The following is a 15,364-nucleotide window of genomic DNA, read 5'->3' as shown; positions in this document are numbered from 1 at the left end:
CCTCAAAAAATCAATGGATTCTGTGTACATTTTATTGCATCATTAGCATAATTTATTCATGCCATGCAATTTCATCTGGAAATGGATGGCCCGATGTCACGATGCCCAGTGTGATACGATGCCGCAGAATCTGGCAGGATACATGAAAAAGAGGAACCCAATGGCTCCCCTTCCCTATTGCTATGCGCTTGTCAGGCTTGTTCCTCGAACATGTCCTTGCCTACGCCGCAGAGCGGGCAGACGAAATCATCCGGCAGGTCCGCGAACGGAACGCCCGGTGCGAGATCGTAATCGGGATCACCTTTTGCCTCATCATAGATCCAGCCACAGACCGTGCAAACCCAAACTTTCATCAGAAAAGCCTCCTTTGACTCTTGATATCCTAAAAAATATCTTACACTAAATACTTCTTCGGCTCTTTAATTCGCGGTCGCCCCTGCATTCTCCTGCTGCTCCTTGCGAAATTTTTTGCAGGTAAGAATGATTTTCGTATAGACTTCATATGGGATGGCCATGTTGCCTGCAATGCCGTGGCCCATCTCGATCTGCGGGCGGTTGCTGCCGTGGAAGTCCGTGCCGCCCGTCACGAGCAGGCCGTACTTCTCAATCATATGGGCGGCAAAGGCGCTGTCCTCTGCCGTGTAGTTCGGGTACCAGCGCTCCATGCCGTCGAGCCCCAATGCGTGCAGGCGCGCGATGGCCTCTTCCTGTTCGGCGCGCGAGAGCCCCTTGAGCCCGATGTTCTTGTGGAAGTGCGCGAGCGAGGTCACGCCGCCCGCCGCGTGGATGGCGGGCAGGGCTTCTTCTGCGGGCATGTTCTGGTCGAGGCCGAGCTCGCGCACGGCCGGGTCAAGGTAGTTGTCCCAGAGCGGCTGCGCCCTGTCGTAGAGGTGCAGCGAGACGAGGTAGCGCATGATGGCGTAGCGGTCGAGCTTGCCGAACGCGAACGGCTGGACCTTCTCGAGCGAGATGTCGATGCCCTTCGCGCGCACGTAGTCGATGATCTCCGGGATTTTCCCTTCCTTGACGCTGCGGATCCTTTCGTAAAGCTTCTGGAAGGCGGGGTGCTCCGCATCGAAGCCGAGGCAGACGATGTGGAGCTTGCGGCCCATGAAGTCGGCCGTGAGCTCCATGCCATTGATGAAGTCGATTCCCTGCTCCTTGGCCGCAGCGGCGGCCTCCTCGTTGCCTGCGATATTGTCGTGGTCTGTCAGTGCGAAGGCCGAGAGCCCCACTTCCCTGGCGTGGCGCGCGAGGTCATGCGGTGTATAGCTGCCGTCCGAGACGAGCGAATGGACGTGCAGGTCAATGATGTTCATATATCGGTTTCCTTTCTAGTTCCTCTATCTTCTTCATCTGCGTGATAGCGCGTAAGGTCGCGCTGAGCCTCAAAGAAGTGGTAGACGGCTTCGGCGGCGGGCCGGTTCATGCCCGGTGCCTGCTGCAGCTCCTCGACGCTCGCCTCGCGGATGCGGGCGATCGTGCCGAAGTGGCTGCGCAGCGCCTGGCGCCGCTTCGGCCCGATGCCGACGATGTGGTCGAGAACGGAGACGAGGTTGCGCTTGCCGCGCAGCTTGCGGTGGTAGGTGATGGCGAAGCGGTGCGCCTCGTCGCGGATGCGCTCGATGAGGTAGAGCGCCTGGCTGTGGCGCGGCAGGACGACCGGCTCGCTCTCGCCCTCCTTGAAGACGAGCTCGAACTGCTTGGCGAGGCCGACGACGGGCACATCCTTGTGCCCGCCCGCCCCGCGGATGATCTCGAGCGCCGACGAGAGCTGCCCCTTGCCGCCGTCGATAACGATGAGGTTGGGCAGTTCTTCCTCGGGCAGTCCGACATAGCGGCGCGTCGTGACCTCGCGCATCGAGAGGAAGTCGTCGGGCTTGCCCTCCGTGCTCTGGATCTTGAAGCGCCGGTAGTCCGACTTCTTGGGCAGGCCGCCCTCGAAGACGACCATCGAGGCGACCGTCTCCGAGCCCTGGATATGCGAGATATCGAAGCACTCCATGCGGTAAGGCATCTTCTTGAGGCCGAGGTAGTGGCCGAGCTCGCGCACGGCGCCCATCGTCTTCTCGTCGGCCTGCTTGATGCGCGCGGCCTCGTCGGCGAGGTATTTTGCCGCATTGCTCTCGGCCATCGCGACGATGTCGCGCTTCGTGCCGCGCTGCGGCAAGAGGAGCTGCACCTTCGTGCCCTGCTTCTTCTCGGTCAGCCAGCTCTCAAGCAGTGCCTGCTCCGCTTCGGCGATGGCCATCGGCAGCAGGATCTCGCGCGGCACGAAGGCGGCGCGGTGATAGTACTGCGAGAGGAAGGCGGCGAGGATGTCGGCGTCGCTCTCCTCCTCGCTGCCCTGCAAGAGGAAGTGCTCGCGACCGATCATCTTGCCCGCGCGGATGAAGAAGACCTGCACGCAGACGCCGATCTCCGAGCGCGCGAGGCCGATGGCGTCCTGGTCGCCCGCGCCCGTGACGATGTTCTGCTTCTCCGCGATCTTCTGGACGGCGCGCAGCTGATCCCGGAGGCGCGCCGCCGTTTCGAAGTGGAAGGCTTCGGCCGCCTGCTCCATGCGGACTTTGAGCTCGCGCTCGACGTCCGCCGTGCGCCCCTCGAGGAAGAGCAGCACGGCGCGGATCATCGCCGCGTAGTCTTCCTCGGTGACCTTGCCGACGCACGGTGCGAGGCAGCGCTTGATGTGATACTCGAGGCACGGCCGCTCCTGCAGGTGGCGGCAGGTGCGCAGCGGGAAGAGCTTGCGCAGGAGCTTGAGGCTCTGGTGCACGGCCGTGACGTCCGTGTAGGGGCCGAAGTAGCGCGCGCCGTCCTTCGTCACGCGGTGCGTCAAAAAGACGCGCGGGTACTCCTCCTGCACCGTGACCTTGACGTAGGGATAGCTCTTGTCGTCCTTGAGGCTGATGTTATAATGCGGGCGGTGCTTCTTGATGAGGTTGCACTCGAGGATCAGCGCCTCGACCTCGGAGTGCGTCATGATAATCTCGAAGTCCGCGATATGTGAGACCATCGCCTTGACCTTCGGCGAATGGTTCTTGTTGTGCTGGAAGTACTGCCGCACGCGGTTCTTGAGGACGACCGCCTTGCCGACGTAGATGATGCGCCCATTGGCATCCTTCATGATGTAGACGCCGGGGCTGTCCGGCAGCAGCTTGAGTTTCTCCGCGACGATGTCCGTCAATCGCTCACGACCTTTCTGTTGAATTTCATTCCATTATACCGCAAATCCTCATGCAAATCACTAAGGTTTCCATTGGATTCCGCGAGGGGATGGCCAGAGGCATTGCATTTCCACGGGGCATGTGATAAAATCAAGGCAGATTTAGAATTAGCAGCTGGTTATAATATCTGCTATCGTAATACTGTGATACAGGAGGGATTCCCCTATGTTCAAACGCGTTCTGATCGCCAATCGCGGCGAGATTGCGGTGCGCATCATCCGCGCCTGCGAAGAGCTCGACATCGAGACCGTTGCCATCTTCTCGGAAGCAGACGAGAATGCACTTCACGTCCAGCTGGCCGACCACGCCGTCTGCGTCGGCAGCGCCGATGCCACGGACAGCTACCTCAATAAAGACTCGATCCTGCGCGCAGCGCTCGAGACGGGCGCCGATGCCATCCATCCAGGCTACGGCTTCCTCTCGGAGGATGCGGACTTCGCGGAGCAGGTCACCGCGCACGGCATCACCTGGATTGGCCCGATGCCGGAGACGATCCGCCTCGTCGGCGACAAGGATGTCGCCCGCGCCTCGATGCAGCCGTCCGGCATCCCGATGGCCAAGGGCAGCGAGCCGCTCAAGAACAACAAAGAAGCCATCAAGATGGCCAAGGAAGTCGGCTACCCCGTCATCCTCAAGCCGGTCTCGGGCGGCGGCGGCAAGGGCATGTACGTAGCCCACAACGAGGATGACCTCAAGAACATCCTCGACGCACTCGTCGACCTCAAGAAGACGAACTACTACTTCGAGCACTACATCGAGCGTTCGCGCCACATCGAAGTCCAGATCGTCGCCGACAACTACGGCGAGGTCATCCACCTCGGCGAGCGCGAGTGCTCCATCCAGCGCCGCAACCAGAAGCTCCTCGAGGAGTCCCCGTCGATCGCGCTGACGCATGAGATGCGCAAGCAGGTCGGCACGCTGGCCGTCAAGGCCGCCAAGAGCGTCCACTACTCCAACGTCGGCACGGTCGAGTTCCTCTTGGACCTCAAGGACAACCAGTTCTACTTCATGGAGATCAACCCGCGCATCCAGGTCGAGCACGGCGTCACGGAAGAAGTCACGGGCATCGACATCGTGCGCACGCAGATCCGCATCGCTGCCGGCGAGCCGCTCGACATCACGCAGGCTGACGTCCACTTCCAGGGCCATGCCATCGAGTGCCGCATCAACGCCGAGGACCCGGACAACAACTTCATGCCGTCGCCGGGCCAGATCACGTTCCTGCACGAACCGAGCGGCCCGCGCGTCCGCTTTGATTCGGGCGTGACGGCCGGTCTCTCGATCGAGCCGTACTACGATTCGATGATCGCGAAGCTCATCGTCCACGGCCGCACGCGCGGCGACGCCATCAAGATCATGCAGCGCGCCCTCAAGGAGTTCCGCATCGACGGCGTCAAGACGACGATCTCGCTGCACCAGAAGATCCTCAGCGACAGCTATTTCCGCACGGGCAACATCGACACGCAGTTCATCAAGAAGCGCATCGCCACGTACGAGGCGCAGAAGGAGAACGGCAAGAACTACTTTGCCTGATTCATATCCCATAAAAAAGAGAGCCCCGAATGGGGCTCTTTTTTTATGGGGTCATGGCTCAAAGGACCGACATAAGCGCCTCTGCCTTGGCCTGCCAATCTTCGGGGCAGGCGGCGCTGCCCTGGCACGACTCGGGGCGTCCGCCGCCGCGGCCGCCGAAGGCCTCGTTGACCGTGCGGATGACCTGCTGGCAACTGAGCTCTGCCCCGTCTGTTGCGAGGAACATGTAGTTGAGGCGCTCGCCGTTGCGGTAGAAGATGGCCGAGAACGACTCCGGGATCTCGCCGAGGCGCTTGGCAAGGGCCTTGGCCTCCTTCGGCATCATGTCTGGCTCGAGGAAGACGAATTTCTTGTGGCCCGCCTTTGTCGCGGTCGGATGCGCCTGCATCTCCGCGATGCGGTACTCGAGGAGCTTGCCCGTGCACTCCGTCAGGCGCTCAGAGAGCTCCTTCTTCTCCTGCTGCAGGCGCGCAACGCCATCCGGCAGCTCCGTCTCCTTGATGGACAGGAGGTTCGAGGCATCGAGGGCCGCGAGCATGTACTGCTCGACGCGCTCGAGCGCCTCGCGTCCACAGAGGAAGCTGACGCGCGAGCCCTCCTTGTGCTTCTCGACCTTGAAGATCTTGACGAGTCCGACCATGCCGCTCGAGGTCGGATGCGTGCCGCAGCAGGTGCAGGAGTCGCTGCCCTCTACCGAGACGATGCGCAGGATACCCGTGAGCTTGTCATTGAACTTGCGCAGGTTCATCTTGGCCGCCTCTTCGGCCGGCACGAGCTTCGTCGTGATTGGGCGGTCCTCCTGAATCTGCCGGTTCGTGAAGCGCTCGGCCTGCAGGGCCTGCTGCCAGTCGACCTCCTTGTCGAGGTCGATGCCGACCATGTCCGCGCTCATGTGGAAGCCCACATTGTGCGCGCCGAAGAGCTTGTAGAAGGCATATGAGAGCATGTGCTCGCCGCAGTGCTGCTGCATGTGGTCGAAGCGGACCTGCCAGTCAAGCTTTGCCTGCACCTTCGTGCCAGGCTCCAAGGGCTCCTTCGTCTCGTGGAAGATCTCGCCCGCCTTCTCGTGGACATGCGTGACGGCGAGCACCTTGCCCGCCGCCGTCAGCGTGCCCGTATCGCTGAGCTGGCCGCCGCCTTCTGAGAAGAACACCGTCTGGTCGAGCACGACGGCGAAGCCCCCGTGATACGGTTCCGTGCGCACGACCTCTGCCTCACATTCCTTCTGCATGACATCTTCGTCGAATAAACGCCTTGTCTCCACTTTGCCTCTTCCTTTCTATTCTTCAATGCGATACAAGCCTGCATCAGATGTGCATCAGCTTATTCATGGACTCCTGCGCGCCGAGCAGCAGGATGGAATCGTCCGCCTGCAGGACGGTCTTCGGCGTGATCTCCACGTCGAGGCTGCCCTCGTGCCGGACGCCGAGGACGTTGACGTGGTAGACGCGGCGGATGGCGAGCTCGCCGACCGTGTGGCCTGCCCACGCCTCTGGCATGGCGATTTCATAGATGGCGTAGTTCTTGCTGAGCTCGAAGTAGTCGAGCAGATGGTCCGAGCCACAGCGGGTGGCCGTCCAGAGGGCCAGCTGCTTCTCGGGGTAGACGACCTCGTCGGCGCCGTTGCGCAAGAGGAACTTCTCGTGGATGCTGCTCGAGGCGCGCGCGACGATGTACTTCGCGCCGAGCTCGCGCAGGCGCAGCGTCGTCTCGAGCGAGCTCTGGAAGTCGTCGCCGATCGCGACGATGCAGGCATCGAAGTTGCGCACGCCGAGTGACTCGAGGAAGTGCCCGTCCGTGCTGTCCGCGATCAGGGCGCTGTTCGTGTAGGGCAGCACCTCGTTGACGAGTTCCTCATTCTTGTCCACCGCCATGATCTCGTGATGCATCGCGTGGAGCTTGCGCGCGACATGGCGGCCGTAGCGTCCGAGGCCAATCAATAATATGGATTTCATCTTTGTTACCTCATTGTATCAGTAAAGGGATTATCCTGCCATCAGCCGACGGTCAGCTTGCCCTCCGGCAGGCGGCACGGCACGGCTTTCTGGCGCTTGTGCAGCGCGTAGATCATCGTCAGCGCGCCGACGCGGCCGAAGTACATCAGGAGCATCAGCATCACCTGTGAGACGGGCGACAGCTTCTCCGTCAGGCCGATTGACAGTCCGACTGTACCGAGCGCCGACGAGACCTCGACCATCGCGTCGATCATCTCCGCGTGGTCGACAAAACCTATCGCGATGCTCACGCCGAAGAACAGGAGCGCGTACATCACGAAGATGGCTAGCGCCTGGCGCACTGTCTCCAGCGGGATGCGGCGCGACTGGCACTCGACGTCGCCGCGCATGCGCAGGACGGAGACCATCGCCATGAGCAGCGCAAAGGCCGTCGTCGTCTTGATGCCGCCGGCCGTCGATCCCGGCGCGCCGCCCGTCATCATCAAGAGGACCATGATGCAGCGGCTCCCCTCGCTCAAATCTTCGATGTCCATCGTGTTGAATCCTGCCGTGCGCGTCGTGACCGACTGGAAGAGCGCCTGCCAGCCGCTGATCGGCTCCTGCGTGAAGAAGACGAGCGCCGGCACGGCGACGAGGACGACCGTCATCATGAGGATGATGCGCGTCTGGAACGTCAGCCGGCGCCAGTGCAGCCGATTGACCGAGAGGTCCGCCCAGGTCAAGAAGCCAAGGCCGCCGGCCATGATGAGCCCCATGATCGTCAGGTTGACGAGCGGGTCGCCGGCATAGGCCATCAGCGAACCGCCGCGCGGCCCCATGAGGTCAAAGCCGGCATTGCAGAAGGCCGAGATAGAGTGAAAGACCGCCATCCAGCCGCCCTGCAGCCAGCCGTAGTCGCGCGCGAAGACGGGCAGCAGCAGGCAGGCGCCCAAGAGCTCTGTGCCGGCCGTGAACTTCAGGACGAAGCGCAGCATGCGCACGATGCCACCGATCTGCTGGGCTGAGATGGCGTCCTGCATCGTGCTGCGCTGCATGAGGCCGACGTGCTGGCCCATGCCGACCGTGATGGCGACAGCCATCGTCACGACGCCGAGGCCGCCGACCTGGATGAGCATGAGGATGACGAGCTGCCCGAAGTGCGACCAGTACGAAGCCGTGTCGACGACCGTCAGGCCCGTCACGCACGAAGCCGAGACGGCCGTGAAGCAGGCGGGCAGCAGTGCGGCCCCCTGCCCGTCCTGCGTCGCCCATGGCGTCATCAGCAGAAGCGTGCCGGAGCCGATGAGCAGGGCAAAGCTCAGCACGATGATCTGGAACGACGAGAGCCGCCGCAGCAGGGAAAAGATATTCATGAAAACCTCCGCAAATAAAAACAGGCAGCATCAAAGATGCTGCCTGTCGTCTTTGGCTGGTGCGGATGAAGGGGCTCGAACCCATACGCCTTGCGGCACTGGATCCTAAATCCAGCGCGTCTGCCAGTTCCGCCACATCCGCTCAAATCAACGCAGATAATTATACCATATCCTTAAATTCGCTGTCAATTTCTAAGGATTGCTCAGAACCAGGAAAGCGGACCCTCGAAGAGTCCGACGAGCCAGGAGCCGATGCTGAACCCCTCGGGCACAGCCTCGGCCACCATATCGACGCGGCCAATCTCCTCGCCGTCATAGGTGAGGATGGCCGAGCCGACTTTTGTGCCGGCCGTCAGCGGCGCATCGATGACCTTCGGCACGTCGTAGTTGACCTTGACATGGCTCGCCTCTTCGCCCGGCAGCAGTGGGTACTCGATGTCGGTCGCCGGGCGCACGACGGTGCGCGCCTGCGTGCCGCCCTTGACCCAGACGTGGCGCGAGGCCTCTTTTGCCGTCGGCCCCTTGGCGAGCGTCACATTCGCAAAGCCGTAGTCGAGGATCGCGCGCATCTCGGGGAAGCGCGCGTCTTCGCTCGGCGCTTTCATCAGCACGGCGATGAGGTGCACGCCCTGGCGCTCGGCCGAGGCCGCGAGGCAGCCGCCCGCCGCGCTCGTCCAGCCCGTCTTGATGCCCGTGATGCCCTCGTAGTGGCCGAGCAGCTCATTCGTGTTCTCCGCTAAGAGCGTCTTGCCCGCTGGCGCGATCCACGTGACGCGGCGCTCCTTCTGGCGCACGAAGTCCCGGAAGACGGGGTTCTTCATCGCGTACTGCGCGAGCCGCGCCATGTCGTGCGGCGTCGAGTAGTGATTGGGGTCTGTCAGGCCGTTCGGATTGGCGAAGTGCGTGTTCACCATGCCGAGTTCCTGTGCCTTCTCGTTCATGCGCTCCGCGAAGACGGCCGCGCTGCCGTCGATGTGCTCCGCTATGGCGACGGCTGCGCCGTTGTCGGAGACCATCATCATGCCGCGCATGAGCTCCTCCGACGTCAGGACGTCGCCGCGCGCGATGTGCAGCGGCAGGTCCTCCGTGCTGGCCGCTGCCTGCGAGATTGTGATCTTCGCGTCGGGCGGCAGGAGCTGGATGCCCAAGAGGCACGTCATCATCTTCGTCATGCTGGCCGGATAGTGGCGCTCCTCGCCGTTCTTCGACCAGAGCACGCGCCCCGTGTCGGCGTCGATGAGGATGGCCGCCTCTGCCTGGATGTCAGGCTCTGCTGTTGCAGCTCGCACCGACGTCATCGACGACAGCGACAGGCAGACAGCTAGCAGCATGGTGCCGACTCCCATCCGGCCCAGTTTACGGATATACCGCAGGATTCCCAAAGAATCACCCTTTCCTTCCATGATTACCCATAATTACTCATTACCGATTGCTTTGATGATTACGGTCTCATTATAGCACGGATAACGGACAGATGGAACGGACAGCAGTCATCTGCCTCACGACTCGCGCGGCATGGCGAGGCGCAGTGCGTCGCCGATGGTCTCGGCGCCGTAGAGCGTGATGCCCTCGACGCTGCCCTTGAGCTGGCGGTAGTTCTTCATCGGCAGCACGACGTGGCGGAAGCCGAGGCGCTTCGCCTCGTGGATGCGCAGGTCGGCCTGGCTCACGGCGCGCACTTCGCCCGATAGTCCGACTTCGCCGAAGACGATGGTCTTGGGGCGCAAGAGCCTGTTCGCAAAGCTCGAGGCCATCGCGACGCAGATGCCGAGGTCCGCCGCCGGCTCGTCGATGCGGATGCCGCCCGCCACCTTGACGTAGACGTCGCAGGCGCCGACCGACAGGTGGACGCGCTTCTCGAGCACGGCCAAGAGCAGCTGGATGCGCTTGATGTCGACGGAATCGGCCGTGCGGCGCGGCGGCACGTAGGGCGTCGGCGCGACAAGCGCCTGCAGCTCGACGAGCAGCGGCCGCGTGCCCTCGACTGTCGGGATGATGACGGTGCCCGTGTCCTGCTCACGGTCCGACAGGAAGAGCTTCGAGGCGTCGGGCACGTCGACGAGGCCGACGTCGCGCATCTCGAAGAGGCCGAGCTCATTCGTGCTGCCGAAGCGGTTCTTGACAGCGCGCAAGACGCGGTACTCGGCGTTGCGCTCGCCCTCGAAGTAGAGCACGGTGTCGACGATGTGTTCGAGGACGCGCGGGCCGGCCAGCGTGCCGTCCTTCGTCACGTGACCGATGACGAAGGCGGCGATGCCGTTCGTCTTGGCGATGCGCAAGAGGTCGACGGCGCACTCGCGCACCTGCGAGACGCTGCCCGGCGCACTCTGCACATCCGGCTTGAAGATGGTCTGGATGGAGTCGATGACGAGCAGCTCCGGCTTGACGTTCTCCACATGCGTCTCGATCGTTTCAAGGTTCGTCTCGCTGACGACGAGCAGGTCGTCGGCAAGCGCCTGCAGGCGGTCGGCGCGCATGCGGACCTGCCGCGTGCTCTCCTCGCCCGTCACATAGAGGACCTTCTTGCCCTGCCGCGCGACGTCGGCGCAGACGCGCAGCGTCAGGCTCGACTTGCCGACGCCCGGGTCGCCGACAATCAGGACCATCGAGCCCGGGATGATGCCGCCGCCCAAGACGCGGTCGAGCTCGCCAGAGCCCGTCAGGAAGCGCGGCATGTCCTCGAGCTTGACCTCAGCGATTGGCTGCGGCTTCTGGGCATCGGAGAGCCCGAGGCGCAGGCCGCCTCCTCTCGTCGTCGGCTCCGGCGCGACGGTCTCCTCGACGAGCGTGTTCCAAGCGCCGCAGCCCGGGCAGCGCCCCATCCACTTCGGGGTGTCGTAGCCGCATTCCTGGCAGACGTAGACGGTTTTCTTTTTCTTTGGCACGATACATCCTCCAATCTTCTCGTGTATCTCACAAAGTTCAGCGCTGCAGCAGGCGCCTGAGCAGACGTATGGTCCACCGCCCGAGCCAGGCGATGGACCATACGGCGTTCAGGATGAAGTTCTGCAGCCTCGCCCAGAGGCCTTCCGGGCGCAGTGTGTTCTTTCGCCCCATCATGCCTCCACTGGCTTCTCGGCCTTATCCTGTACGTTCTTCTCTTTACTGTCTTTGCGATCTTTCTCCGTCTCCTTGCGCACGAAGTCGAGCTTCGCGCCGTTCTTGCGCACCTGGATCGTGTCGCCGCGCTTGAAGTCGCGCGCGAGCAGGTGCTCGGCGATCTCGTCCTCGATGAGCTTCTGGATGGCGCGCTTCAGCGGGCGCGCGCCGTACTTGAAGTCCGTGCCCTTCTCGACGAGCACGTTCTTGGCCGCGGGGCTGACCTCGAGGCGGATCTCCTTCTCCGCGAGGCGCGTGCGGACGTCGCGCAAGAGGATGTCGATGATCTTCGAGAGCTCTTCGCGGCCGAGCGGATGGAAGACGATGAGCTCGTCGATGCGGTTGAGGAATTCCGGCTTGAAGATATGGCGCACTTCGCCGAGCACGCGCTTCTTGGCCGCATCCTCCGCCTCCTGCTTCTCGTCGCCGGAGCCGACGGCAAAGCCGAGAGCCGGCGCGCTCTTCTTCAGGAGGGTTGCACCGGCGTTGCTCGTCATGATGATGACGGTGTTGCGGAAGTCGACGGTGCGACCTTTGCCGTCCGTCAGGCGGCCGTCGTCGAGTACCTGCAGCAGCACGTTGAAGACGTCAGGATGCGCCTTCTCGATCTCGTCGAGCAGGATGATGGAGTACGGCTTGCGGCGCACGGCGTCCGTGAGCTGGCCGCCCTCCTCGTAGCCGACGTAGCCCGGGGGCGCGCCGACCATGCGCGAGACGGCGTACTTCTCCATGTACTCCGACATGTCGAAGCGGATGATGGCGTCCTCCGTGCCGAAAAGCGCCTCCGAGAGTGCCTTCGCAAGCTCCGTCTTGCCGACGCCCGTCGGACCGAGGAACAGGAAGGAGCCAATTGGGCGCTTCGGATCCTTGAGGCCGGCGCGCGCACGGCGGATGGCCTTGCTGACGGCCTCGACGGCCTCCTGCTGGCCGACGACGCGGCGCGTGAGGATTTTCTCCATGTGCAGCAGGCGGTCGGACTCCTTCGCCGCGATCTGGCGCACGGGCACGCCCGTCCACTGCGCGACCACGTCGGCGATATCGTCGGCCGTGACCGTGATGCGGCTCTTGCCGCGCTTCTCGAAGCGGCGCTTGGCCTCCTCGAGCTCGTCCTTGACCTTCTGCTCATCATCGCGGATGCGCGCGGCGCGCTCGTAGTCCTGCGCGGAGATTGCTGCTTCCTTCTCCACGCCGAGCTTCTCGAGGCGCGCGCGGATCTCCTGCAGTTTCTCCGGCTGGGCGACCTGCTTCATGCGGACCTTCGAGGCCGCTTCATCCATGAGGTCGATGGCCTTGTCTGGCAGGAAGCGGTCGGTGATGTAGCGGTGCGAGAGGCGCACGGCCGCCTCGATGGCCGCATCCTCGATATGGGCGCAGTGGAAGGCCTCGTACTTGCCGCGCAGCCCCATGAGAATCTTCTTGGCGTCCTCGATGCTCGGCTCCTCGACGAGGATGGTCTGGAAGCGGCGCGAGAGCGCGGCATCCTTCTCGAGGTGCTTCTTGTACTCGTCGAGCGTCGTCGCGCCGATGATCTGGATCTCGCCGCGCGACAGGGCGGGTTTCAAGATATTGGCCGCATCGAGTGCGCCCTCCGCCGCGCCCGCGCCGACGAGCGTGTGCATCTCGTCGATGAACAGGATGATCGTGCCGTCCTGGCGCACCTCGTCGATGAGCCCCTTGAGGCGCTCCTCGAACTCGCCGCGGTACTTCGCGCCGGCGACGAGCGAGGCGAGCGACAGCGAGACGACCTTCTTGTCCTGCAGCATGTACGGCACCGAACCCTCGACGATGCGCTGTGCGAGTCCCTCGGCGATGGCCGTCTTGCCGACACCCGGCTCGCCTAAGAGGATCGGGGTGTTCTTCGTGCGGCGCGCGAGAATCTGGATGACGCGCTGGATCTCTTTATCGCGCCCGATGACGGGGTCCATGCGGTCTTCCTTGGCCATGTCGTTGAGGTTGCGGCCGTACTTCTTGATGAGCTGCGGCGCTTGGCGCCCCTTCGCCTTCTCCGCGCGGCTCGGCTCGCCGTCGCCCTCCGGATGCGGGTGGTCGATGCGGTCGAGCACCTCGCCCTGCAGGGCATCGATATCGACGCCCATGCCGATGAGCAGTTCTGCCGCCGCGCCCTCCGTTTCCTCGAGCAAGGAGAGCAGGATGTGCTCCGTGCCGATGTAGTTGTGGCCGAGCGTCTGTGCCTCCTCGACCGCCCCCTCCATGACGCGCTTGGCGCGCGGCGTGTAGTAGGGATTGTCGGACGGGTACTCCGCATCGCCCGCGACCATGGCCTCGACGCGCTGCATGACCGCGTCAAAGGTCAGTCCGGCAGCCTGCAGCGCCGCGAAGGCGACACTGCCCTCTTCGTGCAGCAGGCCGAGCAGGATGTGCTCCGTCCCGATATAATCTTGTTCGAGCTCGCGCGCGGCGTATTGAGCGAACTCAATCGCCTTGATGGCGCGGCTCGTGAAGTGATTGCGATAGTTCATTTCTGGTTCTCCTGACCGCGGGCGTAGGAGAGCAAGGCCTTGCGCACATGCTCCGCCCGCAGCCTGTCTATTTCGTTCTTCGATAAGTTCTCGTTCTCCGCGAGGTTCTGCAAGTAGCTCGTGCGGCTGCTGATGAGGATCTCCGAGAAGCAGCCGGCCTCTACCTCGTTGATGAGCTTGAGGTCGATGCCGAGGCGCACCTTCGACAAGAGCTCAAGCACTTCCTTCTCCGACAGCAAGCGCGCGTAGCGCAGCGTGCCGTAGGCGCGCCAGACCTCGTCCTCGAGGCGCTCCTTCATGTAGAGGGCCAGCGCCTTGCGCGCCTGGCGCTCGTGCGAGACGATCTCCATGACGGCCGTCTTGAGGTTCTCGATGATCTCCGCCTCCGAGAAGCCGAGCGTCAGCTGGTTCGAGATCTGGAACAGGTTGCCGACGCTCTCCGTCTCGTCACCGTAGACACTGCGGATGGCGAGGCCGAGCTGCGGCGAGATATTCATGATGCTCTGGATATTGCGCGTGAAGACGAGGCCCGGCAAATGCAGCAGCACCGAGGCGCGCAGGCCCGTGCCGAGATTCGTCGGGCACGAGGTCAGGTAGCCCATCTTCTCGTCAAAGGCGATGTCGACCTGCGACTCGACCATGTCGTCGATATGCGAAGCGCGCGCAAACGGCGTGTCGAGGTCGAGCCCCGGCGCCATGCACTGGATGCGCAGGTGGTCCTCCTCGTTGACCATGATGCTCGTCGCACGGTCTGCGGTGATGAAGACGATGCGGTGCTGCGGATTCTGGATGAAGTTGCGGCTGATGAGCTGCTTCTCGATGAGGACATCGCGCTGCAACGGCGTGATGCGCTCGAGGTCGAGAAGGTCAAAGTCCTGCCCGAGGTCGGCCGCGATGCCCGGCAAGAGCTTCTCGGCCTCGAGGCGCACCTCGGCGAGCTGGTTGAAGTCCGCGCGGTTCGGGAACGGGATCTCGCGGAAATTGCGCGCAAGGCGGATGCGGCTCGAGAGCACGACATCGCTCTCCTTGCCTGAAGCGGCGAGCCATGAGAGACGGCTGCTGCGCAGGAGTTCATTGACCGACATGGCTCTCGCCTCCTTCCGCATTCTCTTTTTCTGCCAGCTCATGCTCGAGCAGGCGGATCTTGTCGCGGAGCTCCGCGGCCTTCTCGTACTCCTCCTGCGCGACGCACTCCTTGAGCGACTTGCGCAGGCTCTCGATCGTGTGCTTCATCTCAAGCGTGCCGCCCGTGCGGTGCGGGATCTTGCCGCTATGCGTGCTCGACCCGTGGATGCGGCGCAAGAGCGGCTCGAGCTGGCGGCGGAACGTCGCGTAGCAGACACTGCAGCCGATCTTGCCCGTCTGCTGGAAGTCGCGGTAGCTCATGCCGCAATTCGAGCAGACGAGCTCCGTCGCCGCCCCGCCCTGCGGCTTTGTCTCCTTCGTCGGCGCGCTGAAGACGCCCTTGAGGAAGTCATTCATCGATACATTCCGCTGTCTCTGGTTCTCCATGAGGAATTCGCCGTACTTCGCCGCGCACTTCTCACAGAGGTTCTTCTCGATCTTGCCATCCGGCCCGATCTGTGTAATATGGACGACCGCGCGGTTGCGGCCGCAATCCTCACATAACATAATACTCCTCCTTCTGACCTATTCTCCTGTCCCTTGATGACGATTCTCTGCGTTTCCCGTCAGCCGGCCGCATGGCAGCCGACGGT

13 protein-coding genes and 1 tRNA gene are annotated in these 15,364 nt (G+C 63.0%); 1 reads left to right on the top strand and 13 read right to left on the bottom strand.

Annotated features, from left to right (window positions below; translation table 11 throughout):
• Positions 1-191 precede the first annotated feature (191 nt).
• The 3 genes from MITSMUL_RS08900 to uvrC all read right to left on the bottom strand — a co-directional run bounded on the left by MITSMUL_RS08900 (position 192) and on the right by uvrC (position 3,187).
• Positions 192-353, bottom strand: coding sequence for a rubredoxin (locus MITSMUL_RS08900; RefSeq protein WP_005841940.1), 162 nt, complete (start codon positions 351-353; stop codon positions 192-194).
• 66 nt (positions 354-419) lie between these two features.
• The gene (locus MITSMUL_RS08895) at positions 420-1,319 is read right to left on the bottom strand and encodes a PHP domain-containing protein (RefSeq protein ID WP_005841938.1); all 900 of its coding nucleotides are present in this window, start codon (positions 1,317-1,319) and stop codon (positions 420-422) included.
• Complete coding sequence (gene uvrC / locus MITSMUL_RS08890; RefSeq protein ID WP_005841936.1) at positions 1,316-3,187, bottom strand: excinuclease ABC subunit UvrC; 1,872 nt, start codon at positions 3,185-3,187, stop codon at positions 1,316-1,318. Before uvrC ends, MITSMUL_RS08895 begins: the two co-directional genes overlap by 4 nt.
• Positions 3,188-3,392: 205 nt before the next feature.
• On the opposite strand from uvrC, the gene accC reads away from it, so the two are divergent.
• The gene (gene accC, locus MITSMUL_RS08885) at positions 3,393-4,760 is read left to right on the top strand and encodes an acetyl-CoA carboxylase biotin carboxylase subunit (RefSeq protein ID WP_005841934.1); all 1,368 of its coding nucleotides are present in this window, start codon (positions 3,393-3,395) and stop codon (positions 4,758-4,760) included.
• A 58-nt stretch (positions 4,761-4,818) separates the two neighbouring features.
• Here the strand turns inward: accC and MITSMUL_RS08880 are convergent, their stop codons facing one another.
• The 10 genes from MITSMUL_RS08880 to MITSMUL_RS08840 form a co-directional block, all read right to left on the bottom strand.
• Positions 4,819-5,991, bottom strand: coding sequence for an alanyl-tRNA editing protein (locus MITSMUL_RS08880; RefSeq protein WP_005841932.1), 1,173 nt, complete (start codon positions 5,989-5,991; stop codon positions 4,819-4,821).
• 76 nt (positions 5,992-6,067) lie between these two features.
• Complete coding sequence (locus tag MITSMUL_RS08875; protein ID WP_005841930.1) at positions 6,068-6,715, bottom strand: potassium channel family protein; 648 nt, start codon at positions 6,713-6,715, stop codon at positions 6,068-6,070.
• 41 nt (positions 6,716-6,756) lie between these two features.
• Positions 6,757-8,067 (bottom strand): TrkH family potassium uptake protein, encoded by a 1,311-nt coding sequence (locus tag MITSMUL_RS08870; RefSeq protein WP_005841928.1) that lies wholly within the window; start codon positions 8,065-8,067, stop codon positions 6,757-6,759.
• Between the two features lie 57 nt (positions 8,068-8,124).
• A tRNA-Leu gene (locus MITSMUL_RS08865) sits at positions 8,125-8,209 on the bottom strand.
• A 61-nt stretch (positions 8,210-8,270) separates the two neighbouring features.
• Positions 8,271-9,398 (bottom strand): D-alanyl-D-alanine carboxypeptidase family protein, encoded by a 1,128-nt coding sequence (locus MITSMUL_RS08860; RefSeq protein ID WP_040636131.1) that lies wholly within the window; start codon positions 9,396-9,398, stop codon positions 8,271-8,273.
• A gap of 168 nt (positions 9,399-9,566) precedes the next feature.
• Positions 9,567-10,952, bottom strand: a complete 1,386-nt coding sequence (gene radA / locus MITSMUL_RS08855) for a DNA repair protein RadA (RefSeq protein ID WP_005841924.1) — start codon at positions 10,950-10,952, stop codon at positions 9,567-9,569.
• Positions 10,953-10,989: 37 nt separating this feature from the next.
• Positions 10,990-11,127: a hypothetical protein gene (locus MITSMUL_RS12875; RefSeq protein ID WP_005841922.1), complete on the bottom strand. Its 138-nt coding sequence runs from the start codon at positions 11,125-11,127 to the stop codon at positions 10,990-10,992.
• A complete protein-coding gene (locus MITSMUL_RS08850; RefSeq protein WP_005841920.1) occupies positions 11,124-13,646 on the bottom strand; it encodes an ATP-dependent Clp protease ATP-binding subunit in 2,523 nt (840 codons plus the stop codon). Before MITSMUL_RS08850 ends, MITSMUL_RS12875 begins: the two co-directional genes overlap by 4 nt.
• Positions 13,643-14,731: a protein arginine kinase gene (locus MITSMUL_RS08845; RefSeq protein WP_040636129.1), complete on the bottom strand. Its 1,089-nt coding sequence runs from the start codon at positions 14,729-14,731 to the stop codon at positions 13,643-13,645. Before MITSMUL_RS08845 ends, MITSMUL_RS08850 begins: the two co-directional genes overlap by 4 nt.
• The gene (locus tag MITSMUL_RS08840) at positions 14,718-15,278 is read right to left on the bottom strand and encodes a UvrB/UvrC motif-containing protein (RefSeq protein WP_005841916.1); all 561 of its coding nucleotides are present in this window, start codon (positions 15,276-15,278) and stop codon (positions 14,718-14,720) included. The genes MITSMUL_RS08845 and MITSMUL_RS08840 overlap by 14 nt, the downstream gene beginning before the upstream one ends.
• Positions 15,279-15,364: the final 86 nt, after the last annotated feature.

Source organism: Mitsuokella multacida DSM 20544, from assembly GCF_000155955.1.
GTDB lineage: Bacteria > Bacillota > Negativicutes > Selenomonadales > Selenomonadaceae > Mitsuokella > Mitsuokella multacida.
This window is presented reverse-complemented; position numbering and strand designations above follow the sequence as displayed.